34 protein-coding genes are annotated in these 26,400 nt (G+C 62.5%); 18 read left to right on the top strand and 16 right to left on the bottom strand.

Annotation, left to right across the window (positions count from 1 at the left end):
- Positions 1 to 28 precede the first annotated feature (28 nt).
- Complete coding sequence (locus tag NKH04_RS17575; protein ID WP_352594426.1) at positions 29 to 655, top strand: hypothetical protein; 627 nt, start codon at positions 29 to 31, stop codon at positions 653 to 655.
- Between the two features lie 18 nt (positions 656 to 673).
- Here NKH04_RS17575 and NKH04_RS17570 read toward each other — a convergent pair whose 3' ends face one another.
- From NKH04_RS17570 to betI, 5 genes are all read right to left on the bottom strand, one after another.
- Positions 674 to 1,087 carry a DoxX family protein gene (locus NKH04_RS17570; RefSeq protein WP_353044667.1) on the bottom strand — a complete coding sequence of 138 codons (414 nt, stop codon included), beginning with the start codon at positions 1,085 to 1,087 and terminating at the stop codon, positions 674 to 676.
- 139 nt (positions 1,088 to 1,226) lie between these two features.
- Complete coding sequence (locus NKH04_RS17565; protein ID WP_352472646.1) at positions 1,227 to 1,661, bottom strand: DoxX family protein; 435 nt, start codon at positions 1,659 to 1,661, stop codon at positions 1,227 to 1,229.
- 159 nt (positions 1,662 to 1,820) lie between these two features.
- Complete coding sequence (gene fumC, locus NKH04_RS17560) at positions 1,821 to 3,218, bottom strand: class II fumarate hydratase (protein ID WP_353044666.1); 1,398 nt, start codon at positions 3,216 to 3,218, stop codon at positions 1,821 to 1,823.
- A 263-nt stretch (positions 3,219 to 3,481) separates the two neighbouring features.
- Positions 3,482 to 4,240 (bottom strand): SDR family NAD(P)-dependent oxidoreductase, encoded by a 759-nt coding sequence (locus NKH04_RS17555; protein WP_352472648.1) that lies wholly within the window; start codon positions 4,238 to 4,240, stop codon positions 3,482 to 3,484.
- A 102-nt stretch (positions 4,241 to 4,342) separates the two neighbouring features.
- Positions 4,343 to 4,945 carry a choline-binding transcriptional repressor BetI gene (gene betI / locus NKH04_RS17550; RefSeq protein WP_352472649.1) on the bottom strand — a complete coding sequence of 201 codons (603 nt, stop codon included), beginning with the start codon at positions 4,943 to 4,945 and terminating at the stop codon, positions 4,343 to 4,345.
- Positions 4,946 to 5,067: 122 nt separating this feature from the next.
- On the opposite strand from betI, the gene choX reads away from it, so the two are divergent.
- From choX to NKH04_RS17535, 3 genes are read left to right on the top strand one after another with little or no spacing between them, the layout of a single operon-like run.
- Positions 5,068 to 6,003: a choline ABC transporter substrate-binding protein gene (gene choX, locus NKH04_RS17545; protein WP_353044665.1), complete on the top strand. Its 936-nt coding sequence runs from the start codon at positions 5,068 to 5,070 to the stop codon at positions 6,001 to 6,003.
- Entirely contained in the window at positions 6,000 to 6,860 is an 861-nt protein-coding gene (locus tag NKH04_RS17540) for an alpha/beta fold hydrolase (protein ID WP_352503397.1), read from the top strand. The genes choX and NKH04_RS17540 overlap by 4 nt, the downstream gene beginning before the upstream one ends.
- Positions 6,861 to 6,868: 8 nt before the next feature.
- Positions 6,869 to 8,317: an amidase gene (locus tag NKH04_RS17535; protein WP_352980664.1), complete on the top strand. Its 1,449-nt coding sequence runs from the start codon at positions 6,869 to 6,871 to the stop codon at positions 8,315 to 8,317.
- A gap of 49 nt (positions 8,318 to 8,366) precedes the next feature.
- Here the strand turns inward: NKH04_RS17535 and NKH04_RS17530 are convergent, their stop codons facing one another.
- On the bottom strand, positions 8,367 to 9,158 hold the full coding sequence (locus NKH04_RS17530; protein ID WP_353044664.1) for an NIPSNAP family protein: 792 nt from the start codon (positions 9,156 to 9,158) through the stop codon (positions 8,367 to 8,369).
- Between the two features lie 150 nt (positions 9,159 to 9,308).
- Between NKH04_RS17530 and NKH04_RS17525 the strand changes: the two genes are divergently transcribed.
- Positions 9,309 to 9,902 carry a TetR/AcrR family transcriptional regulator gene (locus NKH04_RS17525; protein ID WP_353044663.1) on the top strand — a complete coding sequence of 198 codons (594 nt, stop codon included), beginning with the start codon at positions 9,309 to 9,311 and terminating at the stop codon, positions 9,900 to 9,902.
- Positions 9,903 to 9,961: 59 nt separating this feature from the next.
- Here NKH04_RS17525 and NKH04_RS17520 read toward each other — a convergent pair whose 3' ends face one another.
- Positions 9,962 to 10,555, bottom strand: a complete 594-nt coding sequence (locus NKH04_RS17520; protein ID WP_353044662.1) for a hypothetical protein — start codon at positions 10,553 to 10,555, stop codon at positions 9,962 to 9,964.
- 118 nt (positions 10,556 to 10,673) lie between these two features.
- On the opposite strand from NKH04_RS17520, the gene NKH04_RS17515 reads away from it, so the two are divergent.
- Positions 10,674 to 11,804 (top strand): metallophosphoesterase, encoded by a 1,131-nt coding sequence (locus tag NKH04_RS17515; protein ID WP_353044661.1) that lies wholly within the window; start codon positions 10,674 to 10,676, stop codon positions 11,802 to 11,804.
- A gap of 63 nt (positions 11,805 to 11,867) precedes the next feature.
- Here NKH04_RS17515 and NKH04_RS17510 read toward each other — a convergent pair whose 3' ends face one another.
- Positions 11,868 to 12,047 carry a CsbD family protein gene (locus NKH04_RS17510; protein WP_353044660.1) on the bottom strand — a complete coding sequence of 60 codons (180 nt, stop codon included), beginning with the start codon at positions 12,045 to 12,047 and terminating at the stop codon, positions 11,868 to 11,870.
- Between the two features lie 147 nt (positions 12,048 to 12,194).
- Between NKH04_RS17510 and NKH04_RS17505 the strand changes: the two genes are divergently transcribed.
- Both NKH04_RS17505 and NKH04_RS17500 read left to right on the top strand, forming a co-directional pair.
- On the top strand, positions 12,195 to 12,863 hold the full coding sequence (locus tag NKH04_RS17505) for a glutathione S-transferase family protein (protein WP_352541615.1): 669 nt from the start codon (positions 12,195 to 12,197) through the stop codon (positions 12,861 to 12,863).
- A 77-nt stretch (positions 12,864 to 12,940) separates the two neighbouring features.
- Entirely contained in the window at positions 12,941 to 13,696 is a 756-nt protein-coding gene (locus NKH04_RS17500) for an SDR family NAD(P)-dependent oxidoreductase (RefSeq protein ID WP_353044659.1), read from the top strand.
- Between the two features lie 18 nt (positions 13,697 to 13,714).
- On the opposite strand, the gene NKH04_RS17495 is transcribed toward NKH04_RS17500, so the two are convergent.
- Positions 13,715 to 14,566 carry a LysR family transcriptional regulator gene (locus NKH04_RS17495; RefSeq protein ID WP_352817494.1) on the bottom strand — a complete coding sequence of 284 codons (852 nt, stop codon included), beginning with the start codon at positions 14,564 to 14,566 and terminating at the stop codon, positions 13,715 to 13,717.
- A gap of 76 nt (positions 14,567 to 14,642) precedes the next feature.
- Between NKH04_RS17495 and NKH04_RS17490 the strand changes: the two genes are divergently transcribed.
- Both NKH04_RS17490 and NKH04_RS17485 read left to right on the top strand, forming a co-directional pair.
- Complete coding sequence (locus NKH04_RS17490; protein ID WP_353013366.1) at positions 14,643 to 15,125, top strand: RidA family protein; 483 nt, start codon at positions 14,643 to 14,645, stop codon at positions 15,123 to 15,125.
- Positions 15,126 to 15,191: 66 nt separating this feature from the next.
- Positions 15,192 to 15,983 (top strand): SDR family oxidoreductase, encoded by a 792-nt coding sequence (locus tag NKH04_RS17485; RefSeq protein WP_353044658.1) that lies wholly within the window; start codon positions 15,192 to 15,194, stop codon positions 15,981 to 15,983.
- A 312-nt stretch (positions 15,984 to 16,295) separates the two neighbouring features.
- On the opposite strand, the gene imm45 is transcribed toward NKH04_RS17485, so the two are convergent.
- Positions 16,296 to 16,637, bottom strand: a complete 342-nt coding sequence (gene imm45, locus NKH04_RS17480; protein WP_353044657.1) for an Imm45 family immunity protein — start codon at positions 16,635 to 16,637, stop codon at positions 16,296 to 16,298.
- Positions 16,638 to 17,326: 689 nt separating this feature from the next.
- Between imm45 and NKH04_RS17475 the strand changes: the two genes are divergently transcribed.
- The 5 genes from NKH04_RS17475 (at position 17,327) to NKH04_RS17455 (ending at position 19,216) form a co-directional block, all read left to right on the top strand.
- Positions 17,327 to 17,536 (top strand): cold-shock protein, encoded by a 210-nt coding sequence (locus NKH04_RS17475; protein WP_010915421.1) that lies wholly within the window; start codon positions 17,327 to 17,329, stop codon positions 17,534 to 17,536.
- Between the two features lie 490 nt (positions 17,537 to 18,026).
- A complete protein-coding gene (locus tag NKH04_RS17470; RefSeq protein ID WP_023677608.1) occupies positions 18,027 to 18,254 on the top strand; it encodes a hypothetical protein in 228 nt (75 codons plus the stop codon).
- On the top strand, positions 18,254 to 18,661 hold the full coding sequence (locus NKH04_RS17465) for a hypothetical protein (RefSeq protein ID WP_352472663.1): 408 nt from the start codon (positions 18,254 to 18,256) through the stop codon (positions 18,659 to 18,661). The genes NKH04_RS17470 and NKH04_RS17465 overlap by 1 nt, the downstream gene beginning before the upstream one ends.
- 1 nt (position 18,662) lies before the next feature.
- Positions 18,663 to 18,827, top strand: a complete 165-nt coding sequence (locus NKH04_RS17460; RefSeq protein WP_023722752.1) for a hypothetical protein — start codon at positions 18,663 to 18,665, stop codon at positions 18,825 to 18,827.
- A gap of 50 nt (positions 18,828 to 18,877) precedes the next feature.
- Positions 18,878 to 19,216: a YkgJ family cysteine cluster protein gene (locus NKH04_RS17455; protein ID WP_352615803.1), complete on the top strand. Its 339-nt coding sequence runs from the start codon at positions 18,878 to 18,880 to the stop codon at positions 19,214 to 19,216.
- Between the two features lie 37 nt (positions 19,217 to 19,253).
- Here the strand turns inward: NKH04_RS17455 and NKH04_RS17450 are convergent, their stop codons facing one another.
- Positions 19,254 to 20,258: an AraC family transcriptional regulator gene (locus NKH04_RS17450; RefSeq protein ID WP_353044656.1), complete on the bottom strand. Its 1,005-nt coding sequence runs from the start codon at positions 20,256 to 20,258 to the stop codon at positions 19,254 to 19,256.
- An 85-nt stretch (positions 20,259 to 20,343) separates the two neighbouring features.
- Between NKH04_RS17450 and NKH04_RS17445 the strand changes: the two genes are divergently transcribed.
- Both NKH04_RS17445 and NKH04_RS17440 read left to right on the top strand, forming a co-directional pair.
- Positions 20,344 to 20,763, top strand: coding sequence for a nuclear transport factor 2 family protein (locus NKH04_RS17445; protein ID WP_352541609.1), 420 nt, complete (start codon positions 20,344 to 20,346; stop codon positions 20,761 to 20,763).
- A gap of 86 nt (positions 20,764 to 20,849) precedes the next feature.
- The gene (locus NKH04_RS17440; RefSeq protein ID WP_352472666.1) at positions 20,850 to 21,461 is read left to right on the top strand and encodes a LysE family translocator; all 612 of its coding nucleotides are present in this window, start codon (positions 20,850 to 20,852) and stop codon (positions 21,459 to 21,461) included.
- Positions 21,462 to 21,487: 26 nt separating this feature from the next.
- On the opposite strand, the gene NKH04_RS17435 is transcribed toward NKH04_RS17440, so the two are convergent.
- The 3 genes from NKH04_RS17435 to NKH04_RS17425 are packed head-to-tail and all read right to left on the bottom strand — an operon-like array spanning position 21,488 to position 23,407.
- Positions 21,488 to 21,874, bottom strand: coding sequence for a nuclear transport factor 2 family protein (locus NKH04_RS17435; RefSeq protein WP_352615766.1), 387 nt, complete (start codon positions 21,872 to 21,874; stop codon positions 21,488 to 21,490).
- 16 nt (positions 21,875 to 21,890) lie between these two features.
- Positions 21,891 to 22,337: an OsmC family protein gene (locus tag NKH04_RS17430; protein ID WP_352615807.1), complete on the bottom strand. Its 447-nt coding sequence runs from the start codon at positions 22,335 to 22,337 to the stop codon at positions 21,891 to 21,893.
- Positions 22,338 to 22,396: 59 nt separating this feature from the next.
- Positions 22,397 to 23,407 (bottom strand): zinc-dependent alcohol dehydrogenase family protein, encoded by a 1,011-nt coding sequence (locus NKH04_RS17425; RefSeq protein WP_352817479.1) that lies wholly within the window; start codon positions 23,405 to 23,407, stop codon positions 22,397 to 22,399.
- A 95-nt stretch (positions 23,408 to 23,502) separates the two neighbouring features.
- Between NKH04_RS17425 and NKH04_RS17420 the strand changes: the two genes are divergently transcribed.
- A complete protein-coding gene (locus NKH04_RS17420) occupies positions 23,503 to 24,102 on the top strand; it encodes a TetR/AcrR family transcriptional regulator (protein ID WP_352684914.1) in 600 nt (199 codons plus the stop codon).
- Between the two features lie 93 nt (positions 24,103 to 24,195).
- Here the strand turns inward: NKH04_RS17420 and groL are convergent, their stop codons facing one another.
- On the bottom strand, positions 24,196 to 25,851 hold the full coding sequence (gene groL / locus NKH04_RS17415) for a chaperonin GroEL (RefSeq protein WP_352817476.1): 1,656 nt from the start codon (positions 25,849 to 25,851) through the stop codon (positions 24,196 to 24,198).
- Positions 25,852 to 25,913: 62 nt separating this feature from the next.
- Entirely contained in the window at positions 25,914 to 26,210 is a 297-nt protein-coding gene (groES, locus tag NKH04_RS17410) for a co-chaperone GroES (RefSeq protein ID WP_006203049.1), read from the bottom strand.
- Positions 26,211 to 26,400 lie beyond the last annotated feature (190 nt).

The following is a 26,400-nucleotide window of genomic DNA, read 5'->3' as shown; positions in this document are numbered from 1 at the left end:
CTGCAAGCTCCACGCTTGGGAGAAGATCGTGAAATCCAGTCAAATCCTGCCGCTGCTGCTTTCCGTCCTGTCATTGTTGATTGTCGACGCGGCCAGAGCTCAGACGGTTTCCAAGGTTTCCGTTGCTGCAAAAGGCGCGTTTGAGTTTGAGAAGAGTTATCCAAAAGGCGCAGACGGCAAAACACCATTCAATCTGCTCAAAGGTTTTTTAAAACCTAAAAGTGGGCAAAAGATAAATTACTTTGTATTTAGAATAAGCGACGAAATGATCAAATTTCAAAGATCGATTTCGATGAACACGTTTTTTGCGGACGTTAATCTCTGTCCTGGCGCTGTCGATCGAACTCTGTCCGTTCATCAGCCCCTCGGCAACTTTCTTGACCCTGTCGTGGGCCGAACCGACCTGTTGCCATACCTGAAGAGGGCAAGCCTGATCCAATTGCGTAACTACCTGTATGTCGCGATTGACAGCAATCTTCGGAGCTACTCCCCCAAGGGCGCAGATCAATATGGATATGAATGGCTGCCGATCGCGGTGGAAAGCAGACAGGTTTGCCTGACCATCAGCGTCGGTCAAATGGGGCATGGCGCCTTTCTCTCTCAGCCCATAAACATAACCAGGCTTGCGGAGTTCGTCTTTCTCGACAGCAAATGAGCCGAGCCGGGCGGCAGCTTAGCCAGTCCCTGCAGCCATCCGGCCGTCGGCCGACCATGCACCCGCGCCAGCCATTGCCAGCGCCAGGAAACCGCCTGCTATGGCGATGTCCTTCATCAGCATCTGCGAATGCATGAAGGTCAGCATCGGATCGTCACCACCCTGGCCATAGTGGCCGATGAAGCCCGCCGCGATGCAGAACGCAGCGAGTAGCAGCGCCACGATCGGCGTCTTGAAGCCGACAAGGATGAGCAGCCCGGCGATCAGTTCGAACAGCCCGGTGCCCCAGGCAGCCAGCGTCGGCAGCGGCAGGCCGAGGCCGGCGAAATAGCCTGATGTGCCGGCAATGTCGGTCAGCGCGTGGAAGCCGGACGGCACGAACAGTGCGGCGAACAGCAGTCGGGAAAGCAAAAGCAGCGCATTGCGGGGCATGGTACCTCCGTTGTCGGCCGGGTGGCCAAGAGCCCGATCCTAGCAGAATTCCGGTCAGCGGACCGACAGGCACAAACGACAACGAAAAAGGGGCGCGGAAAATTCCGCGCCCCTTTTGTTCAGGAAATGCTGGACTGCTTCAGCCGCGCTTGGCGTCGATCGAATACGCGCCTGGGCCCGAGGAGGCGAGCACGAGGAAGCCGCCGGCAATGCCGAGGTTCTTCATGAAATTGATCATCTGCATCTGATCGGCCCAGCCGGTGTGGGCGACCAGCGCGGTGGCGACGGTGAAGATCGCCATTACCCAGCCGACGATCCGGGTCTGGAAGCCAACGAGGATGGCCAAGCCGCCAAGCAGTTCGATAAGGCCGACGACAATGGCGGTCACCATCGGCAGCGGCAGGCCAAGGCTGCCGAAATAGCCGGCGGTGCCGGCAATCGCCGTCAGCTTGCCGAAACCCGAAAGCAGGAAGATGACCGAAAGCAGGATGCGGCCGAGCAGGATCGTGCCCGAGGCGCCGGCGGCGGTGCCGGAACCGGCAAACGAAGTATTGGTGGACGTGTTGGTGGACATGCGTAACTCTCCAGAAGGGTTTGGCCAAACGGCTTGGGATACCCGTCTAGTTAGCGCAGGCCGACTGTTCACCAAAGATGCCAGATTGGTTACGGATTGTTCACCAAGGTAACGTTTTCGCGATCAACATGGGTGTTGAGATCCAGGCATATCAACGCCCTAGCCTGGATGCGTCATGTCCTCCGGCCGCACCAGCCGCTCATAATCGGCTTCGCTGACCAACCCGGTGGCCAGCGCTTCCTCGCGCAGCGTTGTGCCGTTCTTGTGCGCCGCCTTGGCGATCTTGGCGGCGTTGTCGTAGCCGATCGTCGGCGCAAGCGCCGTCACCAGCATCAGCGAACGGTCGAGCGCTGCCTTGATGTTGTCTTCGCGGGCCTTGATGCCGACGACGCAATTGTCGGTGAACGACACGGAAGCGTCGGCCAGCAGCTGTACCGATTGCAGGAAACAATAGGCCATCAGCGGATTGTAGACGTTGAGCTCGAAATGGCCTTGGCTGCCGGCGAAGCTGATCGCCGCGTTGTTGCCGAACACCTGCACGCAAACCTGCGTCATCGCCTCGCATTGGGTCGGATTGACCTTGCCCGGCATGATCGAGGAGCCCGGTTCGTTTTCCGGCAGCGACAATTCGCCGAGGCCCGAACGCGGGCCGGAGCCGAGCAGGCGGATGTCGTTGGCGATCTTGAACAGCGCCGCCGCGCAGGCATTGATGGCGCCGTGCGAGAAGACCATGGAATCATGGGCGGCCAGCGCCTCGAACTTGTTCGGCGCGGTGACGAAATCGATGCCGGTGATCGCGGCGATGCGCGCCGCCACCTTTTCGGCAAAACCGACCGGCGCATTGAGGCCGGTGCCGACCGCGGTGCCGCCCTGCGCCAGCTCCTGCAGGCCGGGCAGGGTCATTTCGATGCGCTTGACCGACGAGGCGACCTGCGCCGCGTAGCCGGAGAATTCCTGGCCAAGCGTCAGCGGCGTCGCGTCCTGGGTGTGGGTGCGGCCGATCTTGACGATGTGGGCGAAAGCCCTGGTCTTGGCCTCGAGTGCCGTATGCAAATGTCTTAGCGCCGGTAGCAGGTCGTGAGTGATGCGCTCGGCGCAGGCGATGTGCATGGCCGTCGGATAGGTGTCGTTCGACGACTGGCTCATGTTGACGTGGTCGTTGGGATGCACCGGCTTCTTCGATCCCATGACGCCGCCCAAAAGCTCGATCGCCCGGTTGGAAATCACCTCATTGGCGTTCATGTTGGACTGGGTGCCTGAGCCTGTCTGCCAGACGACCAGCGGGAAATGCTCGTTCAGCTTGCCGTCGATGACCTCCTGCGAGGCCTCGATGATGGCCTTGCCGATCGCCGGATCGAGCCGCTTCAGCTCCATATTGGCCTCCGCTGCCGCCCGCTTGACGATGCCCAGCGCCCGCACGATCGACGCCGGCTGTTTCTCCCAGCCGATCTTGAAATTGGCAAGCGAACGCTGCGCCTGCGCGCCCCAATAGCGGTCGGCGGCGACCTCGATGGGACCGAACGTGTCGGTTTCGGTTCTGGTCTCTGGCGCGCTCACGTGTCTCTCCGGTTTGCAATTTGCAATCGGCGTATCGCGTTGCACAAATGCCTTCAAGCGGAGATTGCGGGTGACGGGAATGCAAATCGGTTGAAGGTGCTGGCAATCTCCCCACTTGAGGGGGAGATGTCGCCGAAGGCGACAGAGGGGGGCGGTAGGTCTTGACGCAACTCCCATAGCGGACGGAACAGGCTGGTGTTCCACGCGAGACGACCCCCTCTGGCCTGCCGGCCATCTCCCCCTCGAGGGGGGAGATCGCAACCTTACCCCGCCGTGTATCCTCCATCCACGGCGAAGATTCCGCCGCTGGTCCATGCCGCTTCGTCGCTGGCGAGATAGACCGCGATGCCGGCAAGGTCGCTGGTCCGGCCGATGCGGCCGAGCGGATAGCTGCGCTCGACATAGGCCTTGAGCTCGGCTTGCGCGGCCTCAGGCAGGTTTTCGATCGACCTGCGCCGCATCGCTGTGTCGACCGTGCCGGGCGCGATCGCGTTGACCCTTATGCCGCGCGGCCCGAGCTCGAAGGCGAGCGACTTGGTCAGCGAATTGAGCGCGCCCTTCGACAGCGAATAAAGGCTGGACGGCCGCTTCGGGATCATCTTGTGCGCGAAATAGGACGAGATGTTGATCACCGAAGCCGCACCCGGCGCGAGATGCGGCAACAGCCGTTGGGTGAGAAAGAATACCGCCGTGACGTTGAGCGCGAATGACTGCTGGAACTGGTCCTCGCTGACGGTCTCGAACGGCACAAGGAACGCTACGCCGGCATTGTTGACGAGGATATCGACAGGTGGGCCGCGCCTGGCATGCTCGACCACGGCATCGATGCCGGCGCTGGCCGACAGGTCGGCCGACAGCGTGTCGACATTATCCCCGAGCTGCTTGCGGGCGGCGTCGAGTTTTTTGCCGTCGCGGCCGACGATCAGCACGTCCGCGCCTTCGCGCAAGAAAGCCTCGGCGATTGCCAGCCCGATCCCGTCCGAGCCGCCGGTGACCAGTGCCCGTTTGCCGCCTAGTCTCATCCAACACTCCCGCGCATTGCCGTCTGGAGAACAGCGCCGTTGCCAATTGTGGTCAAGCCGCCGGCCTATCCTACAATATGAACTTTCGGCTGATGCGCCTAGCTATTCGGCAGCGGCTGCACCGCGCCGAACAGCCAGCCGCGTAGCGACGAAATCCTTGACCTGATGAATGGCCTGTTCACGCGTGACGCTGCCTGGCTGCAGGCCAAGCCGCAACCACAGCCCGTCGATCAGGGCGGTGACGCCGAAAGCGATCTCGTCAGCATCGCGTGCCGGCGCCAGACCGCGCAGGCCAGACAGCAGGTTGGAGCGCATGCGCGCATGGATCACCTTCTGGATGCGGGCAAGCCTTTCGTCGCGCGGCACCTCCGCGCAAAGCGAAAGCCAGGCGTGGCAGAGGGACGGCTGGAAGAGATGCGGCTCGAAATTGCCTTCGATGATGGCCTCTATCCGTTGCATTGGCGTGCGCGCCTGTCTCAGCCGCTCGACCACCGCATGCCGCAGCACCAGGTTCGATTCGCGCATGGCATGCTCGAACAACTCCCGCTTGCTGTTGAAATAGTGCAGCACGATGCCCTTCGACGCGCCGGCCTGTGCCGCCACTTTTTCTATGGTCGCGCCAGCTATGCCTTCGCGCTGAAGCACGGCAAAGGCGGCTTGCCGCAGCTCCTTGCGGCGTATGTCGCTGAGACGCTTGAGTTTCACGGGCCGGGATCCTGCATCGAAAACCGACGTTGACATTTTTGTCCGCCGAGATCAATGATTGACCGTTGGGACAATTTAAAAACCGAACGGTCAACGTCGTTGGTGAAATGAGGAGAACCGAAATGCTTCGTAGCCTTGGAATAGGCGCCTCGCTCTGCGTCCTGCTGGCGATCCGGCCGGCCTTTGCGGCTGAACCTGAGCAATGCAAGGTCGTGCGCATGGCCGAGCCTGGATGGAACGACCTTGCCTTCACCACCGGTGTCACCAGCGTCTTGCTCGATGCGCTCGGCTACAAGCCGGCAAGCTCGCTTCTGGGCATCAACGTCATCTATGAATCCTTGAAGAACAATGATTTGGACGTGTTCCTTGGCTATTGGGATCCGGCGATGATCACCTACTATGAGCCCTATAAGAAGGACGGCTCGGTAGACGATGTGCGCGTCAATCTCGTCGGCGCCAAATACACCTTTGCCGTGCCGACTTACGTGTGGGAGGCCGGCGTCAAGGATTTTGCCGACCTGCAAAAGTTCGCCGACAAATTCGGCAGGAAGATGTACGGCATCGAGCCGGGCTCGAACCAGCTGATGATGGACGCCATCGCCGATAAGTCGCTCGGCCTCGATGGCTGGCAGGTCGTCGAATCGAGTGAAGCCGGCATGCTTTCCGAGGTCGGCTACGAGATCAAGGAAAAGCGCTTCATCGTCTTCCAGGGCTGGGCGCCGCATCCAATGAACACGATGTACGACTTCAAATATCTGAGCGGCGGCGACAAGTTCTACGGCCCGAACTTCGGCGCCGCGACGGTGACGACGCAGGTGCGCAAGGGCTATCTGCAGCAATGCCCGAATGTCGGGCAGTTGCTGAAGAACCTCGCCTTCGATATCGATTTCGAAAATCTCGGCATGGGCTATCTCATCAATGACGGTATGAAGCCGGAGGAAGCCGGCCTGAAGGCCCTCAAAGAGAATCCGGATAGGCTCGGCGCCTGGCTTGCCGGTGTCACCACATTCGATGGCAAGCCCGCGCTCGATGCAGTCAAGCAGCAGCTCGGCCTGTGATATCGGCCGATCAGGCGGGCTGGAGCGGCCGCAAGCGCAAGGTCGGTGCCGGCTGCACTGAAACGGCCTTCGTCGAAATCGCCGGGCAGGAGCCCGCGCTGGTGCTGGTGCACGGCTTCTCCGACACGAGCCGCAGCTTCTCCTTGCTGGCGCCGCATCTCGCCGGGCGCCGGCTTGTCATTCCAGACCTGCGCGGGCATGGCGCCTCGCCGGCCGGGACACGCGGCTTCGCCCCAGCGGATTTCGCGGAAGATGTGGCGAGTTTGATCGAGCGATTGCGGCTCGAGCGGCCGGTTCTGGTCGGGCATTCCCTGGGCAGTATGGTGGCGATCGAGGCAGCCGCACGCTACGCCGAGATGATCGGCGGCCTGGTGCTGATGGCCGGAACGCTACGGCCGCAGATCGGTGAGGATCACCCGATGACCATTGGTGTGCGGGCGCTTCGAGACCCGATATCGCCGGCCGATCCGTTCTATGACTATTGGCATGCCTGCGAGGCCGAGGTTCCAGCGGAATTCCTGACCATGACTGCGGAGGAGGCGTCAGCCATGCCGGCGGCACTCTGGCGCGCAATCCTGGAGCAGGTTCGGCGCATCGATCTGACCGACAAGGCGCGCATGCTGCGCCTGCCGGCGCTTGTCATTGCTGGCGCGCACGACCTGCTCTTCGACGAAACGCACCAACGGCGGCTCCTCGAAGAAATCCCTAGCGCCGCTTTCGTGAGCGCGGTGCGATGCGGACACAACCCGCACTGGGAGGATCCGGCATTGGTCGCGGCAGCCATCGGCCGGTATTTCAAGATCGGTACCAAAGCTGGACCCCAGCCGACAGCCGAAGCGACCGGTAGTCCGGGCTGAGAGCAGTCATGAATCTTTCCGAATACGTGGCGTTGGATGCCGTCGCCCTGGCCGGGCATGTTCGCTCGGGCGAATTGTCGGCCGTCGAGGTCGTCGAGGCGGCTATCGAAGCGATCGAAAGCATCAATCCCGCCCTCAATGCCGTGACGCTGATCGATGCGGACCGGGCGCTTTCCGTTGCGGCAAGCTGCAACCGGCAGGCGGCACTCGCCGGCATTCCTTTTCTGGTCAAGGACACCGGCGTCAATGTACGGGAGTGGCCGACGACGCACTCGTCGCTCTACTTCAAGGATGCCGCGCCGAAGCCCGACAGCGAGATCGTCCGGCGCTGGCGGGCCGCCGGTCTGATCTTGCTGGGCAAGACAAACACGCCTGAATTTGCCAACGACTTCGTCACCGAACCCAGCTTTCGCGGCCCGACCTCGAACCCCTGGGATCCTTCGCTGACGGCGGGCGGCTCAAGCGGCGGAGCTGCTGCCGCGGTGGCGAGCGGCATGGTGCCGGTCGCCCACGGTTCCGATATCGGCGGATCGATCCGGGTGCCGGCTGCCTGTTGCGGCGTGTTCGGCATGAAGCCGTCGCGCGGGCTCACGCCTGTCGGGCCTGGTCGAGGTCAGGTCGGCGCCGGGCTCTACGCCGAGAACGTGCTGTCCCGCACCGTTCGCGACAGCGCCGCCATGCTGGACATGACTGCCGGTCCAGAACAAGGAGCGCCTTACTCCGTGTCCAAATCGGTGCCGTCCTACCTGGACTGGCTGTCTTCGCCCGGTGCGCGTCTGCGCGTCGCGTGCCTGGCGCACCGGCCGGACGGCACGCCCGTCGCGTCCGAGATCGGGGCAAAATTTCAGGAAGCCATGATCCTCCTCGAGGACAGGGGGCACGAGGTCACAGAGGCGCGTTTCCCGCGGGAAGCCAGCGCCGAAGCGGACTGGAGCATCTTCTGGATGTCGGAGGTCGCGCGGCTGGTTGACGATCGCGCCGACGAGATCGGGCGGATGCCGGGGGCCGGCGAAATCGAAAGCCTGACTCGTCACGCGCTCGACTGTTTTCGGCGATCCTCGGCCGCCGATTATTTCAGGGCGCAGGACCATGTGCACAGCGCTTCGCTGGCGATGGCGATGGCGTTCGATGGGTTCGACCTGATCATGACACCGACGACGGCCGAGCTTACGCCCCGGCTTGGCGCCATCCATGGCGATGGTGCTGTCTTTGATTACGAGGCTTGGGCGAGGCGGGCCTACGGCTTTGCGCCTTTCACAGAAATCTTCAACGTCACCGGCCAACCGGCCGCCAGCCTGCCGCTTTTCCAGTCGAAAGACGGCCTGCCGATTGGCATCCAGCTCATTGGCCGCAAGAACGAGGATCACCGGCTGCTGCGCGTTTGCCTTGACCTGGAGCAGGCAACCGCATGGACCACGCGTTACCAGGTGATCCATGCCAGGCATTTTCAGGTGTGAACCAGACAGGGGGGGTTCAGTGCACATAGGTGGCTTTCAACGGCATTGGTCACGCCGGCGTTGGCTGTCCGAGCAGCGACCGCGCCGTGGGCGCCAGGCGCAGAACCTCCACGGGCCTGGCGAATTCCCACTGCGCGGCCTGCTCCAATTCCTGCCATCTCGGGAAGGCAGCCAAGGCTGCCTCGCGGCGGGCATGTGCATCGGCGCTCGCGAAACCGGTGATGCTGATGAAGACGTTTTCGCCGGCCCGCACCGGCAACCGCGGAAAGCTGTTTTCGGCATGCTCGGTAACGAAGGCGGCGAGCGGCGACGCGCCAAATGCGGCGAGCACCAGAAGGGACGCGGTCTGGAAGTCATTGGCGAAACGGGCTTCCAGGCCCGGTTGCAAATGATGAATCCTGATGACAACAATTGCCTGCAAATCGCTGCTTGCGCTCGGTTTTTCGAGGTCCGCCGGGGGTAATCGTTTCGATCCCGAGAGGTCTAGGGTCGCGCCCGGCCAGGCCGGCTTCAGCAGCAGCACGTCGTCGGATGAGATCATCGTGGCGTTGGCGGCGTCGCGCCACGCAGCCCAGACCGGCCCGTCGTAGAAGGCGGTCAGAGCGTTTTTCCGCGCTTCCATACCGTCGAAGCCGCGCAGCCAGACGAACATATCCGGCCGGTCGAGATCGCGGAACTGGCCGATGATGGTCATCCCCGCGCTTTCCTGGCCCTCGATCAGGTGATTGTCGAAGATGCCGATCAGCGTCTCGCGCCGGCCGGGTTTCAACGTGTATTGCCTGAGTTCGACGACGGGCGAGGCGAGCAGATCGGATTTAGGCGCGGCGTAAGGCAGGTTCATCGCTCGATCTCCAAAACAGGTCAGTCATCCTGTTTTACAAAACAGACCGGTTGTCCTGTTTTGTCAATCTGCTATCGTGTGAAGATGTCAGCAGAGATATCCGCTCGCCCAAGGTCGCGGGCTCAAAAACGCACCAACGACCCCGAAGGCATGCGCAAAAAGGTGCTCGATGTCGCCGAGGAGGCGTTTCAGGCACGCGGCTATCATGCGTCCAGCATGGGCGACCTGATGGCGACGGCGGGCGTCACCGGCGGCGCGCTGCACCACCATTTCGCGACCAAGAAGGCGCTGGCGCTCGCAGTGATCGAGGAGCGGGTCGCCGCCGCCGTAGAAGAGACATGGATCGCGCCGGTGCGGATGGCTCCCTCAGCGCGCGAGGGCGTGCGCTCCGTGTTCGCGGCCGTCGCGGCGGAGCTGGAGCAGCAGGGTTTCGTGCGCGGCTGCCCGCTCAACAACCTGGCGCATGAACTGTCGCTTGCCGATCCGGATTTCCGCATTGCCCTTGCCAGCATTTTTTCTACCTGGCGTCAGGCGATCGCCGACAAGATCAGGGCCGACCAGCAGGCGGGTCGGGAACAGGGCATCGATCCGCAGCGCTTCGCGTCGCTGGCTGTCGCCAGCTATTCCGGCGCCATGTCGATGGCCAAGACCGCGCAGGACGCAAGCGTGCTGCGCGATTGCCTGATGGCATTGGAACAGGGAGTCACGAGGCGACGTCGCAGGATACTGCACAGAGCGCTTTAACGCTGGCAGGACAGAGGCCGCAGTCGCTGATATCGCGACCGAGGCGGGAGGCCGAGCTCTTAATTCGGCAGCGGCTTGATCAGCTCGTAGCCGACCACGCTTTCGGCGCTAGTGCCCTCGTCATAGCGCCTGGCCACAACTGCCTGCAGGTCGGGTGCGTAAAGCGCGGTGAACTCGTCCCGCGTCTCGCCGGCCTCGCTACTGATCGTCTGCCTGACCGCGAGTACGGAGTATTTGCAGTCACCCAGGCTGAACGTCTCCTTGCCCTTGACGTTGATCTCCAGCGTCTCGGTGCCCTTCGGCGGCTTGTTCGGTGCAAGACGGGCAAACACGATCTTGCTCTTGGCACCCGCCTTCAGCGGGAACACCTTCCTGAGATCGGAAAACGGGATCATCGCCAGCTGCCCCGTGCTGCTGTCGCGAAACACCTCGATCAGCCCGCCGAACAGGTACTGCGACTGCGGCGATTGCGACTGGTATTTGTTGGCAACCGCCACCATTCCGCCCGCCGCCGGGCGAAATTCGCTACGGATGCCGGGCCTTTCGAGAATGAAGCCGGCCTTGGCCGATTTGGCGTCGATGCACCCGGCGCCATGCGCTGCGCTCGTCACCGCCAGAATGGCCATTGTCATGCCGATGGATGCAGTTTTCATGGCGTCCTCTCTGCCCGCGCAAGTTGAATGCCGAAAGCAATGCCAGACCTGGGAGAACGTGTCGACATACTTTACGAGCAACTGGACTGCCGGTCCGCGTCGTGCTGAATTTTAGCGCATGATGCATCGCATTTCCGGCCGGCCGGTTTCCCGGCGCAGCTTCCTGATGAAGGCAGCGGCCGTTGCCGCGGCCGGCGCCGTTTCGCGCCCGGCCTTCGGCCAGACTGGGCAGCGCATCCCGCCCATCGACGCCACTTTCCTGTTCATTGCCGACGTCCATGCCTGCCGCATGGCCAGCGGGTTGAGCCCGCATTGCGAGCAGCAAGGCAAGACCGACGACGCCTTGCTGCGCAACGTCGCCGCACTCAATGGCATCGGCGACAGACAATGGCCGGCCGAAGTCGATGGCGTCGCCACCGGCCTGCGCTCAAAAGGCAGAATCGGCACGCCGCTCGGCCTCGTCGTTGGCGGCGACATCACCGATGACGGCGGCGGCCAGATCACCCAGCCCAGCGAGGGCACGCAGCTGCTTCAGTTCAGCCAGCGCTACCAGCAAGGCGTCGGCCCCGACCGCGTGCACATGCCGGTCTATGTCGGCCTCGGCAACCACGACCTCGACCAGAACGGCCCGCGCTCGCATGTCGACTGGTACCGCCGCGAAATGCGCGACTACGTCGAGGTCAACCACCGCCCCGGTGTGTTCTTCAAGCCGCCGGTGCCGGCCACTGCCTTCGATGTCGCGACCGACTGTTATTCGTGGGATTGGGGCGGCCTGCATCTTGTCCAGACGCACCGCTTCGCCGGCGATACTGCCCATGTCTCCGCCAGCAGCCTGCCATGGCTGAAGCAGGATCTGGCGACCTATGCCGGCGATGGGCGCCCTGTCATCCTTTTCCAGCACTATGGCTGGGACGATTTTTCGATCGAAAGATGGAACGCCGGCAAAAGAACGTTCGACGATGGCGGCACGGGTCCACCGCATTGGTGGAGCGAGGCTGACAGGCAGGCGCTGCTGGCTGCGCTGAAGGGCTATAATGTCGTCGGCATTTTTCACGGCCACCAGCACGCGACGCCGATGATCTATCGCCGTGACGGGCTCGATCTGTTCAAGCCGAAGGCGGCCTTCATGGGCGGTTTCGCGCTGGCGCGGGTGACCAGCAATAGTATGGAAGTGGTTCTGGGCGAGGCCACCGGCAACCACGGCGAGGTCACTTTCACCAACGCCTTCATCAAAAGCCTTACATTCTGAAGTTGAGCGAGCCTGAAAAAGGCGGCACCCGCCGCCTTTCTTCGCTGCCCCAACGAGGCAGGATCAGAGCGCCTTCTTCACCTTGTCCTTCACGTCGCCGTAAGCCTTCTGCATCTTGCCGGTCGCCTTGTCGACGTCGCCTTCGGCCTCGGTGCGCCTGTTGCCGGTGGTCTTGCCGGCGGCCTGCTTGACGGCGCCCTTGGCTTGCTTGGCAACGCCGGCAACCTGATCCTTGTTCACCATCTCGCATCTCCTGAACCGTTCGCCTGGAGAAACGGTCGCGGATCGCTTAGGTTCCGGGTTCTGCCCGTCGATTGGGATAGCTTCCGGCCGCGAAGCCGACAGAATAGGGTGCAGCAGAACGCCCGAACAGACAGGGCCGGAGGGACAATGGCTGAATTCACGCTCTTCATCGGCAACAAGTGTTTTTCGTCGTGGTCACTGCGGCCGTGGCTGGCGATGAAGCATCTGGAGATCCCGTTCGAGGAAGGTCTTGTGCGCCTGCGCACGCCCGAGACCGCGGCCAATCTGGCCAGGATATCGCCGACCGGCCAGGTGCCGGTGCTGAACCATCGGCTGCCGAATGGCGAGGTCCGGATCGTCTGGGAAACCCTTGCCATCCTTGAATATCTCGCCGAGCTGTTTCCCGAGAAAAAGCTGTGGCCGGCCGACATCGGCGCCCGCGCGCTGGCCCGCTCGGCGGCGACAGAGATGCATTCCGGCTTTCGCGAGGTCCGCTATGGCTGGCCGATGAATTTGCGCCGGCCGAAAGGCCACAAGCCGCTCGACGCCGAAGGTGAGGCGCAACGGGCGCGCATCGAAGGGCTATGGCGCGAATGCCGCGAAAAATACGGCAAAGGCGGGCCGTTTCTGTTTGGCCGTTTCACCGCGGCCGATGCCATGTACGCGCCGGTCGTCACCCGCTTCGACACCTATGGTGGCACGCTGGCGCCCGACACCCGCGCCTATGTCGACGCCGTGCTTTCGATCCCGGCGATGCGGCACTGGTATGCCGAGGCGGCGAAAGAGCCTTGGCCGGAGCCCGGCCCAGACGAGTAGAGCCGAGCAAAGCCGGTCTTCCACTTCGCGGCCCGCGGCCTATCTGAAGATCGGGCAGGGGCCTTGGAGACTTCACAATGACTTCTGTTTCTTCCGCACTGGCCGGCAAGGTCGCACTCGTCACCGGCGCCTCCTCGGGCATCGGCGAGGCAACGGCTGTGGCGCTCGCAGCCGCCGGGGCCAAGGTGGCGATTGCCGCACGCCGCGCCGATCGTCTCGAAGCGCTGGCCGCACGTATCGAAAAGGCCGGCGGCACGGCGCTCCGCATCGAGGCCGACGTCACCAGCAACGACGATGTCACCGCCATGGTCGACAAGGTTGTCACCGAATGGGGCCGCCTCGACATACTCGTCAACAATGCCGGGGTGATGCTTCTGTCGCCGGCCGCCGAGGCGTTGCTCGACGACTGGCGCCGCATGATCGAGCTCAACCTGCTGGCGCTGATGGGCGTCACCAAGGCGGCGCTGCCGCATCTCAGGGCCGCCAAGGGTCACATCGTCAATGTCTCGTCGATCGCCGGCCGCGTCGCCAATCCCGGCGCCAGCGGCTATGCCGCAACCAAGTTAGGTGTCGTCGGCTTTTCCGAATCGCTGCGCCGCGAAGTCTACGCCGACAAGGTTCGCGTCACCGTCATCGCGCCTGGCCTGGTGCGCACAGAGCTCGGCGACCACATCACCAATCCGGCGTTCAAGGCTGATCTGGATAAGCGGCTTGCCGCCATGGAGGCGCTGACCGCCGAGGACATCGCCGCGGCCATTTTCTACGCCGTGAGCCAGCCGGCACATGTCAACGTCAACGAGATCGTCATCCGCCCGACCGACCAGGAACGGTGAACGGCGTCAGATATTTCGCTACGCTTCGAATCCCGCTCGCAGGAAATCGCCACACTCCTCGACCAGCCGCGACGGGTCCCTCGCGAGATAGAGGCCGAAATCCGCCATCGCCGCCGGCGGCAGGTTGAAGCGTCCGTTGAGGCTTTGGCAGTCGGGCGGCAGTCCTTCCTGCAGCAGAAGCCCGATGCCGAGCCCGGCCCTCAGCGCCGAGATCAGCGTCGCGAAGGTCGACACGCGGCAGCCGATCTTCCAGCCGATCCCGGCCTCGGCGAGCGAGGCCAGCATTCTGTCCTGCCAGGAGCAGGCGCCTTCGAAGATGATCAGCGGAAGCTCGACCTCGTCATCGATCTCGATCATGCGGCTTGCCGCCCAGACCAGCTGTCGTGACACATGGCCTCGCGGCGCCATTGTGAAGCGCGCCGGATCGGCCATGACGATGTCGCATCTTCCTTCGCCCAGCGACTTGCTGAGATCGCTGCTGCTGGCCGACGTCAGCTCGATCTCCACGGAAGGATGCCGGCGGCGGAATTCGGCGATGATCAACGGCAGCCGCGTTATCGCCAAATCCTCGACGATGCCCAGCCGGACACGGCCGACCAGCCTGCGGCCTTCTATCTCGCGCCTGGCATCGTCACCGATCGCGATGGCCTTGCGGGCGAAGGCGAGCAGGATCTCGCCGGCCTCGGTCAGCGTCACGCCGCGCGGCGAGCGGCGCAGCAGCTCGGCGCCGACTTCACCTTCGAGGCGCTGAAGCTGCATGCTCACCGCCGCCTGCGTGCGGGCAAGCCGATCGGCGGCCCGGCTCACCGTTCCCGTATCGGCCACGGTGACGAAGGCGCGCAGCAGCCGGACGTCGATATCTCCGGTCATAAGAATTCCTGATAGCTGTGTCAGCACTATCAGGCTATCCGAAAGCCCGATCTGAATTCAAGGTCCGCTCGCACGAATGAAAACAGGAGCAGCCACCTTGCCCTACAGAAGAAGATTTGAGGAGTTCGGTGTCGCCTGGCCGTCGCTCGATCGGCCTGCTTTGCCGTTCTCGCCGACGGCTCGGGTCGCCGACATCGTCTATGTCTCCGGTCAGATCCCCGAGATCGGGCAGGAGATCGCTGCGATCGGCCAAGTCGGCGCAGAGATCGATCTGCCCGCGGCCCGGAACGCCGCCCGGCTCTGCGCGGCCAACATCGTCTATTGGCTGGACAAGGAACTGGACGGCAATCTCGACCGCGTCGTGAAATTCGCCAAGCTGACCGTCTATGTGAACGCGGCGGCCGGCTTTGCGGCCTATTCGGAGGTCGGCAACGGAGCATCCGAATTTCTGCTCCATGTTTTCGGCGAGCGTGGCGAGCATGCCCGCTGCTCGCTCGGCATGGCCGGCTTGCCGGCCAATGTTCCGGTCGAAGCCGACGCCATTGTGCATGTCCGCTGATGCACGCCCAAAGCATGCACTCGGGCCTGATCCGAGAGTGCGCAGCGAAACCAGGGGAGGCTTGGCTTGATTAGCGCAAATCTTGAGGGGCGGAAGGTGCTTGTCCTCGGCGGAGGCAAGGGCCTCGGTTTCGGCGTTGCCGAAGCGCTCGCGGCGAAAGGCGCCGAGATCATCCTGGTCGGACGCGGGAAGGAGACCCTGGATGCGGCGCGGTGCGCGATCGAGTCCGCCAGCCCCGTCTGCTCGACCTTCAGCGCCGATCTTTCCGACAACGACAGCGTCTCCCGGCTGATCCGTGCCATCGAGGACGAGCATCAGCGGATCGACATCGTCCTGCTCAATGGCGGCGGCCCGCCGCCCTTCGCGGCCAGCGTCTTCGATGCGAGCGTCTGGGAAAAGCAGTTCACCAGCATGGTGCTGAGCCAGATGCGCATCGCCATTTCTTTCCTGCCAGGCATGCGGGCACGGCGCTGGGGACGCATCATCGCCGTTTCCTCCACGTCCGTCCGCGAGCCGATCCCCGGGCTTACCGCTTCGAACGCGCTGCGTGCGTCGCTCGCCGGCTGGGCCAAGACGCTGGCCGGCGAAGTGGCGGCGGACGGCGTCACGGTCAACCTGTTGCTGCCGGGCCGTTTTGCGACGGACCGGACGAAACAGTTCGACGCCATGGACGCCGCCGACAGGGGTGTCGACGCTGCTGTGATCGCCGCCGAGAGTCAGGCCGAAATCCCGGCAAAGCGCTACGGCACGCCCGCTGAATTCGGCGCCGTTGCCGCATTCCTGGCCAGCGCCGCCGCCGCCTATGTCACCGGCGTGGCGTTGCCGGTGGATGGCGGGCTCAGCCGCGGCATGCTGTGAGGAGCAGGGGCAGCGGCGCGAATGGTCGCATCACACAGGAACGCCCCTCGTGCCTTTTATCTGCGCGGGGGGCGTCCTGTTTGTCGTCCGCCTTTTCTCAAGATCGCTCTTTCGAGAACGGCTTTCGACACCGAAGAAAATGCTCCGGCGCCAAAATGGTTCCCGGCTAAGTGGCTTCGGCTCGCCCGGCTTTCGCTCTCCAATATGCCTGCACGGGCAGTCGCGGCGCCCTCGGCGAGTGTGACAAATCGGTAGTGTCTCAGTTTGAATTTTCAGAATTGGGCGGAAGGCTGCCCGACATGTCAAAGGGCATCACTCGTCTGGCAGCCGCTGCGGCCGCACTGGCGCCTCCTTGGATACCCAAACTTGGCTTGGAATAGAATGACCGATCCATTCGCGCCAATGCGAGGCGAGCCACTTGGGCGATATTGCCACTGCCCCTTCTGCCTTCGCTTCTTTTGGCAGGTAAACGAGCACGTGACCTGCGCCATAGCCGCTGCACCGTACAAGACCCAGACCTGATGCCTCAGACGTTTCAAACAGCATGTACTCTCGGATTTCCTCTACTGGAGTTCGAGCGCGGAAGCGGAACACCGCGCCACGGTAGAGGAGATCGTTTTCCCCTAGTGAACTAAGGGTGGTCCAAGTCAGCATCCTGCCCCTAGACTTCGCCGGTGTTCTTCTTGTATGGGCCCGCGCGACCCGGCTTCGGCGCAACGGCGTCCATCTTCTCGCAAAGATCGGCCATTGACCAGAGCGCCTCGGACTGCCGCCATGGCTGGCGACGTCTTATGCGTCTTATAAATGTGAATGAAGTTGATGCGGACTGCATTGCCGATCACGTCGGCCGGGCGCTTCTGGCCTTTAGGTCCGGTCGGCATTGTTCAAGTCCGCCAACTCGGCTTCTGCCTCAGCTAGCTCCGCTTTATATTCGGCGATCTTCTCAGGCGTTGGTTCCCATATTTCCGGGTCACCCATTGTCAGAGCGCGGATCATAGCAGTTGCCGCAGTTACCCGCGCTTCCGCCGCCTGTCGCAGGAGCGAATTCACAAGGTCGTTCGTTTCGTCTGGTTGCTCACTCATACGGCGAGCGTATAGGACAGAGCGTCGCAACGCGACAAGAGAGGCGTCAAATTTCAAACTGCGACACCACCGACAAATCAAAAAAATTGACACAGCGCGCAAAGAAGTCTATAAGAATTTTGTCGATATTTGTTTGACCGACTTTTGTTATCCGCGTGCTTAGGCGCGCCTTTGGCGAACTTCCCCCATCAAAATCGAGACAAACGTTGTTGTGCATCCGCATGACGGCGAACGAATATTTGCCATGGAAAGGGTTCGTTATGAGCACAGGCACAGTTAAATGGTTCAACGCCACCAAGGGTTTTGGTTTTATTCAGCCTGACGACGGTTCTGCCGACGTTTTCGTCCACATCTCAGCCGTCGAGCGCGCCGGAATGCGCGACATCGTCGAGGGCCAGAAGCTTGGCTACGAGATGGTCCGCGACAACAAGTCGGGCAAGATGTCCGCCGACCAGTTGAAGGCGGCCTAAAACGGAATTAAGCCTCACCGGTGACCACGGATGTACTGGCACCGGTGAATGGCAAATTCCAGCGCATGGTGGCGGGGAGGTTAAGTCCCCGCTCATGCGCATGAGAAGAACGTTTCCTTGCGCGTCTCTCGGGATGCGCAGGCGTTCTCATGGGAGGTCAGGCGGTGCCTGGCCTTTTTCATTTTTGCGCTTCGACCGCCGAAAGAGCGCTGCTCGACGGCCCGGACGTGCTAAGAGGCTGTTTCGAAATTCGCTCCGGCGAGTCATATGGTGGTGGTTTCGAGAACCGGAGCGCAGCGGACATTTGGGTCCGTGAGCACCGGAAGCGCAGAAAACCCCATCAGATGGCCGTCAGAGTAGAATTTCCAAACGGTCTCTAAGGACGTTCCAGCAATTTGAAACCGGCTGCCGTATTGCTTTGTGCGGGATCCTGGCCGAAAGACCAGTCTCGCCACTTTTCGGCGGCGTGCTCCGAACCGGGAGAAAGACCTTGACCGCAACTTCAAAAAAACCCCGCGACCAGGCCGAATCCATTTTCAGCAAGACGCGGACCCAGTCGATGTCGCTCGACCGCATCAATTCCGAACGGGATGCCGTCAGCCAGGCCCGCGAAGCCAAGACCGCGCGGCTGCGCGAATTGCGCCTGGAGAAGGAAGCCGACGACATGGCGGCGGCGGTTGCGCTCGCAGCCTCGCCAAAACGCGCAGGCAAACGCTGATGGCCACCAAACGCGTGCCTCAAAAGGCGATCGCCGCCGATTCGACCATCGCCGATGTCGTGGGTGAACTAGACAAGCCGGTCGAATATGTCCGGCGCGTGCTCGAAAAGCTTGAGCGCTGCCGGCGTGTCCACGGCGATGCTCAGGTGCGGCTCGGCGTGCGCGGCCGCGCCGAATGCCCCAATTATCTGATCGAATATGTCCGGGAAAACGCCAAGACGCACGAGCGCGTGACCTATCCGGATGCTGCCTACAGCGGCAGCACGCATCGCGAACTGGCGCCCCGGCACATCGAGGAAGCCAGGAACTGGTCGCCCGAAGAAATGAACATCACGGCCGTTTCGGCGCTCATCGGCCGCCTTCGCAATCCGAATGCGCCATCATCGCGTTTCTCTGACGAGGATTGATATGGCAATCAAGTTTTCCGCCAAGGGCCAGCCGGCAGCGCCTGCTGCCGCCGTGAAGCCGGCCAAGCCGGCGGCCGCGCCAAAAACCGGCGAAGCCGCCGAAGCGGGCACCGATCTGTTCAGGTCGCCGGCGGAAGCACCGCCGCGCAAGCCCAAGAAGAAATAGCGTCCTTGCAGCAAAATGCCGGCCGGAAATCTGCGCCAAGGCTGCTTGCCCTGGCGGTCGCAGAGGAGTTTTCGTCGCCACAAGAGGGCGTCGGTCCGATTGCCTTCGATTGCCAGACCTGTGGCGCCTGCTGCGCCTACTCGTCCAGATGGCCGCGCTTCTCCACCGAGGATGACGCGCAGCTCGACCTTATCCCGCAAAAATACGTGGCTGCCGACGAAGCCGGCATGCGCTGCGACGGCGCGCGCTGTTCGGCACTGTGCGGCGAGGTCGGCAAGTCAACGGCCTGCGGCATCTACGACATCCGCCCCGACGTCTGCCGCGCCTGCATGCCGGGCGATGACGACTGCCTGATCGCGCGTCGGGCTCACGGTCTGCCGACGCTGTAATGACGGCCCTCGGGCTGGCGTCCCAGTTTGAATTTCGTCAATCAGATGCGCGAAAGTCGCTGCGGTAGAGGCCGGGCGATCGTCCGGTCAATCGTTTGAATGCCTGCGAGAACGACGGCACCGATTCATATCCGACGGCGCGCCCGATCTCGCCAATGTTCTGGTTCGTTTCCCGCAGAGCCCTGGCGGCAAGGTTCATCCGCCACCGGGTCACATAGGACAGCGGCGGCTGTCCTACCAGTTGAGCGAAGCGACGCGCGAAGGTGGCCCGCGACTGTGCTGCGCCGCTGGCAAGGGAAGCGATGGTCCAGGGATTGCCCGGCCGCTCGTGGATCAGGCGCAAAGCCTGCGCAATGCCTTTGTCGCGCAAGGCGCCAAACCATCCCCCTGTTCCGAGTGGCTGATGTTCGATCCAGGCACGCAACAAGAAGATCAGCGTGCTGTCGAGAAGGCGTGGGGCGACAATGTCGTGGCCGCCGAGATCGCCTTTCGCTTCGACCTGCAGAAGTTCCAGGGCAAGCCGCAGCGGCTCGCTGGTGCCAATCTGATTTCGGGTCAAATGGATCAGCGGAGGAAGCAGCGAAACCATCGGGTATGGCCCGACGCCGTCGAGTGAATATCTAGCACAAAGAAGAGTTGTCGCGTCGCTCTCGCTTTTCGGTTCCAGTCCGCTCCGATTTGCGGAAAGGACGGCGGATATCGATGCCGTCGGTGCATCCGCCGGATTGCAAAGGGCATGCCCGATACCGCTCGCGACAAGGATGACATCTCCCTCGCCTAAGCGGATCGGCTCTTTTTGACCAGTCAGCCGCAACCAGCATTCGCCGTTCTGTATGACGTGGATGGCGGCATTCCTTGTCGGATCCACCGAAATACCCCATGGCCGATGCAGCGTCGCGCTGCCGATCATGGCGCTGCCAAATCGCAGCGAAGCAAGAACTTCGGACAAGGCGTCCATGAGAACCATCCTCCGACAATGAACCGACGACGATATTAGACGATTGGATAAGAATCCAGGCGAATAGCGTATCGACCATCTCACAAGCGTGGCTGATCATGTTGGCAATATCGGCCTGCGGACGCCCTGTCCACATCGGGCAGAAGCAGGCACCTCACGGAGCAAAAACATGCGTGACGAACCATCAAATCCAGTTCCAGCCAAGATCCATAATTCGCTCGAGACCAACAAAACGATCGTCCTGGACTTCATCGACAAAGCAGTAAACCAGGGCAACATCGAAGCTGCTTCGATGCATTTTGGCGAACGCTACATCCAACACAATCCGAACATTGCGGATGGTGCGGACGGCTTCAAAGCCTATCTGCAGCAGCTCAAACAGTCATTTCCCCTCGTGAAGGGAGAGGTGAAGCGGATTTTTGCCGAAGGGGATTTCGTCATCGTGCACATGCACGCAAAACGCGAACCGGAGGAGGAGGGCCTGGCCATTGTCGACATTTTCAGGCTGAAGGACAGCAAGCTGGTCGAACACTGGGAAGTTCGGCAGCCCGTCGCGGACAGCAAGCTGCACGCCAACAGCATGATCTGAATGCGCATAGGCTCTCAGGCTGGCTTGTGCCCGCACGTTTCGCTTATTACGCTGCCGGCGGCAGGGCCAGCACCGGGAGACCATCCGTGAGCATCGAATTTCTGTTGACGTCGCTGATTGTCGTGGCTTCGCCCGGTACCGGCGTTCTCTATACGCTGAGCGCCGGGCTTTCGCGTGGCGCGCGCGCCAGCATCATTGCCGCTTTCGGCTGCACGCTCGGCATCATTCCGCACATGGCGGCCGCCATCACCGGCCTCGCGGCTCTGCTGCATACCAGTGCCGTCGCCTTCGAGACGCTGAAATATCTCGGCGTCGCCTATCTTCTCTACATGGCCTGGAACACGCTGAAGGAGAAGGGCGGCCTGAGCGTCGACGAAAATGTGGCGCCGCGCTCGGCCGGCAAGGTGATCACTTCGGGCATCCTCATCAACATCCTCAATCCGAAGCTGTCGATCTTCTTCTTTGCCTTCCTGCCGCAATTCGTCAGCACCACCGAACCGCATGCGCTGTCGCAGATGCTGGAGCTCAGCAGCGTCTTCATGCTGCTCACCTTCGTGGTCTTTGTCGGCTACGGCGTTTTCGCGGCGTCAATCCGCAGCCATGTCGTGTCGCGGCCAAAGGTGCTGACCTGGATGCGCCGTACCTTCGCCGGAGCCTTTGTCATGCTCGGCGCCAAACTGGCGCTGGCGGACCGGTAGACAGGAAGGTCGCGGGCAGCGCAAATCTATCCCTTCACATAGCCCATGGCCTCGACAATCTGCCCGTCCGCCACGCGCATCAGGTTGACGCCGCGCAGCGAATTGCCGTCGCCCATCCAGTAGCGCCAGCGGATCGTCGCCCGATCGCCGGCGACGAAAGTTTCTTCGATGTCGAAGCGCGTGCCGGGTCCGGTCGCGATCGCCGACCACAGTTCGACGCAGGCGCCCTTGCCGATGCGGCGGGCGCCGTCGGGGGCCGGCGTGGTGTTCTCGATCACGCAATCTTCCGCCACCAGATCGTCGAGCGCCGACGGGTCGTGGCGCTGGAAGACGTCGTTGTAGCGCCGCATGATCTCGGCCGTTTCGGCGGAGCGTTTGGCCGCGGCGATGTCGATGACGAGTTCCGGTGTCATTGGATATTCCTTCCCTTCAGTGATCGGTAGCGGTTTCGACGAGGCGGGCCTTGAGCGTGATTACGGCGACGCCGGCCAGCGCCCGCGATACCAGGCAGCTCTCCTTGGCGATCTGCGCCAGCCGCTCGAACTCCGCCGCCGCCAGCCCGGCGACGCTTGCCTCAGTCTCCAGCTCGATGCGGGTCAGCGTCGGTCCGGCCGCGGTGGCGCCGAGATGTGCTTTCGCGATCGTGTGGATGCGCGCGGGAGTGTAACCTTCGCGGCCGAGGACGGCGCTCAGCGCCATCGAGAAGCAGCCGGCATGCGCCGCCCCAATCAATTCCTCGGGGTTGGTGCCGGGACCGTTCTCGAAACGCGACGGGAACGAGTAGGCGCCTTCGAAGACGCCGCTGCCGAGCTTCAGCCGGCCCGAACCTTCCTTCAACGATCCCTGCCATTGGGCCTCTGCTTCACGAATGGTCATAATGGTCATTGTGCCTCTCCTTTGATTTGAGGGGTCGATCAGATTTTGGGGCGGACCAGTCAGGCGCTGTCGACGACCACTTTCCCGAAGACGTCGCCTTGCTGGAAATAGCGATAGGCGTCGTTGGCCTCGTCGAAGGCGAACACCTTGTCGATGACAGGCTTAAGCCGATGCACCGAGATGGCGCGCAGCATGGCTTCGAGGTTGGTGCGATTGCCGACGAACAGGCGGCTGATGGTGGCGAGGCTGCGCTGGTAGACCGGGCCGGGGATCTGCACCGTCCCGCCTTTCGCATCCTGTATGGTGAGAAGCACGATGCGCCCGTAAAGCGCGCAGGCGATCATCGACTGCGCGAAGGTCGGCGGGCCGCCGGTCTCGACGACGAGGTCGATGCCGCCGGTCTGCTCTCGTACCGCAGCACCCCATTCCGGCATGTCGGCGGTCGAGACGACGAGGTCGGCGCCCAGCGCCTGCAGCCGGTCCAGCTTCTCGTTGCGCGAGCTGACTGCCACGACACGGCAGCCGAGCAGCTTGGCGAATTGCAGCGCAAATAGCGCGACGCCACCTGAACCGATGACAAGAACCCATTGGCCGGGCTTCGGCATTTCGGCCGCCGTCACGGCATTCCAGGCGGTCAGGCCGGCGCAGGTTAGTGTCGCCGCTTGATGCCAGTCGAGATGATCGGGAAGCCGCACCGCCCATTGCTCGTCGAGCACGGCGTATTCGGCCAGCATCCCGTCCAGCGTGCAGCCAAGCTGGTCGATCAGACCGGCATTGATGCGGCCATCGATCCAGCGCGCAAAATAACTGCCGGTGACGCGGTCACCGACGGCAAAGCGGGTGACGGCCTCGCCGACGGCAACGACTTCGCCGGCGCCGTCGCTCAGCGGGATAACGCCTTGGCGCGGCGCCAGCGGGTAGGTGCCGTTGAGGATCATCGTATCGCGGCGGTTGAGCGCGGTGGCGCGGACACGCACGACGATCTCGTGCGGCTTCGGCGTCGGCTGCGCCTCGTCGCGCATCACCAGGCACTTGGTCCCGCAGGTTCCTTCAAGACGATAGCTGCGCATTTGCCTCTCGATATGTAGACTGATCTACATATTATGTAGACCGATTGTCATATTCGAGGCAAGGTCTATAATGCTCACTCCTGACAGAGGTTGACATGGCGAACGACACCCGTACCCGCATACTCGAGACCACGGGGCGCCTGCTTCGGCAGCGCGGCTATCACGGCACTTCGCTCAACGACATATTGAGCGCCTCAGGCGCGCCGAGAGGCTCGCTCTATTTTCATTTTCCGGGCGGCAAGGACCAGTTGGTCATCGAGGTGACGCGCGACAGCGTCGAGGACGTCTCGAAAAGGCTGGGCGAGGCCCTTGCAGCCGAAAAGGACCCGGCGGTGGCCGTCCACCACATCTACCAGTCGGTCGCGCGCATGCTGGAAGACAATCGGTTCACGCTCGGTTGCCCGATCGCGCCCGTGGTGTTGGACTCGCCGATCGACATGCCGGAACTGGCCGAGTTGTGCCGCTCCGCCTTCGAGCAATGGATAGGCTTGCTCAGGGCGGCCTTCGTCAGGGCAGGGGTGCCCGAGCGCCGCGCGCATGCGCTGGCACTGCTGGTCGAATCATCGCTGGAAGGGCTGATGGTGATCGCACGCGCCACCCACGACCGCGCCCCGGTGCTGGCGGTAGCCGATGAGGTCGCGGCGCTGATTGAGGGCGCTTTGCCGGCCAAGAGTGCCACTGCCGCGGTGCATTGATATCGCCGCTTGAGCCGGGGCAGCCCGCTATGAAGCAAACAAAAAGGGCGGCATCGCTGCCGCCCTTTCCGAAAGCTTGCGAGATTGGCTGGATTAGAAATCCATGCCACCCATGCCGCCCATGCCGCCGCCGCCCATGCCGCCAGGCATGCCGCCGCCAGCCGACTCCTTCTTCGGAGCCTCCGCGATCATGGCTTCGGTGGTGACCAGCAGGCCGGCGACCGAGGCCGCGTCCTGCAGAGCCGTGCGCACAACCTTGACCGGATCGACGATACCCATGGCGATCATGTCGCCATATTCGCCGGTCTGGGCGTTGTAGCCGAAGGTTGCCCCCTTGTTCTCAAGGATCTTGCCGGCAACGATCGATGCTTCCGCACCGGCGTTGGCCGCGATCTGGCGGGCCGGAGCCTGCAGCGCGCGGCGCACGATGTTGATGCCGGCGGCCTGGTCGGAGTTGGCGCCGGTTGCCTTGATGCTCAGCGAAGCGCGCAGCAGTGCGACGCCGCCGCCGGGAACGATGCCTTCTTCGACGGCCGCGCGGGTCGCGTTGAGGGCGTCATCGACGCGGTCCTTCTTTTCCTTGACTTCCACTTCGGTCGCACCGCCGACGCGGATGACGGCAACGCCGCCCGCCAGCTTGGCGAGACGTTCCTGCAGCTTCTCCTTGTCGTAGTCCGAGGTGGTCTCCTCGATCTGCTGCTTGATCTGGGCGACGCGGCCCTGGATCTCGGCCTTCTTGCCGGCGCCGTCGACGATGGTGGTGTTCTCCTTGGAGATCGACACCTTCTTGGCGCGGCCGAGCATGTTCAGGCCGACATTCTCGAGCTTGATGCCGAGGTCTTCGGAAATGACCTGGCCACCGGTGAGGATGGCGATGTCTTCCAGCATGGCCTTGCGGCGATCACCAAAGCCCGGCGCCTTGACGGCGGCGATTTTCAGGCCACCGCGCAGCTTGTTGACGACCAGCGTGGCCAGGGCCTCGCCTTCGACATCTTCCGAGATGATGACCAGCGGCTTCGAGGTCTGCACGACGGCCTCGAGGATCGGCAGCATGGCCTGCAGATTGGAGAGCTTCTTCTCGTGGAGAAGAATGTAGGCGTCTTCCAGATCCGCAACCATCTTCTCGGCGTTGGTGACGAAGTAGGGCGAGAGATAGCCGCGGTCGAACTGCATGCCTTCAACGACTTCAAGCTCGGTCTCGGCGGTCTTGGCTTCCTCGACGGTGATGACGCCCTCATTGCCGACCTTCTGCATCGCTTCCGCGATCATCGAGCCGACCGAAACGTCGCCATTGCCGGCGATGGTGCCGACCTGGGCAACCTCTTCCGAGGTCTTGATCTTCTTGGCGTTCTTGATCAGCGTTGCGACGACGTCGGCGACGGCGAGGTCGATGCCGCGCTTGAGGTCCATCGGGTTCATGCCGGCGGCAACCGCCTTGTGGCCTTCCTGGACGATCGACTGTGCCAGAACGGTCGCGGTCGTAGTGCCGTCGCCGGCGATGTCGTTGGTCTTCGAAGCAACTTCGCGAACCATCTGCGCGCCCATGTTCTCGAACTTGTCTTCAAGCTCGATTTCCTTGGCGACGGTGACGCCGTCCTTGGTGATGCGCGGTGCGCCGAACGACTTGTCGATGACGACGTTGCGGCCCTTGGGGCCGAGCGTGACCTTCACCGCGTCGGCGAGGATGTTGACGCCGCGCAGCATGCGCTCGCGAGCGTCGCGGGAGAATTTTACGTCTTTGGCAGCCATTTTTAGCTCCTGGCAGGGGCTTGGATTGAGCCCGAAGATTTAAATGAGGGTGAGGCCGATATTCAGCCGATGATGCCCATGATGTCGGATTCCTTCATGATCAGAAGGTCTTCGCCATTGAGCTTGACTTCGGTGCCCGACCACTTGCCGAACAGGATGCGGTCACCGGCCTTGACGTCCAGCGGGACGAGCTTGCCGGCTTCGTCGCGGGCGCCGGAACCGACGGCGATGATCTCGCCTTCCTGCGGCTTTTCCTTAGCCGTATCGGGGATGATGATCCCGCCCGCGGTCTTGGATTCGGATTCGACCCGACGAACGACCACGCGGTCATGAAGCGGGCGGAACTTCGACTTTGCCATTTTTTATTCCTCGATGAGAATGGTGAGAACAGTTCCTCCGTCCGGCGGCGCCGGACATGTGGTTAGCACTCATCTTGGGGGAGTGCTAACGTGGCGCTGAAATAGGCTGGCAACTCGCGCGAGTCAAGGCGCCCGCTGGGCATAATCAGGACAATTGCTTCAAACGGATACTTGACCAAGTCAACTAAAT

Origin of the sequence: Mesorhizobium sp. M1365 (assembly GCF_040317865.1) — a bacterium.
Classification (GTDB): Bacteria; Pseudomonadota; Alphaproteobacteria; order Rhizobiales; family Rhizobiaceae; genus Mesorhizobium.
The sequence above is the reverse complement of the archived record's forward strand: the minus strand, read 5'-3'. Positions and strand labels throughout refer to the sequence as shown.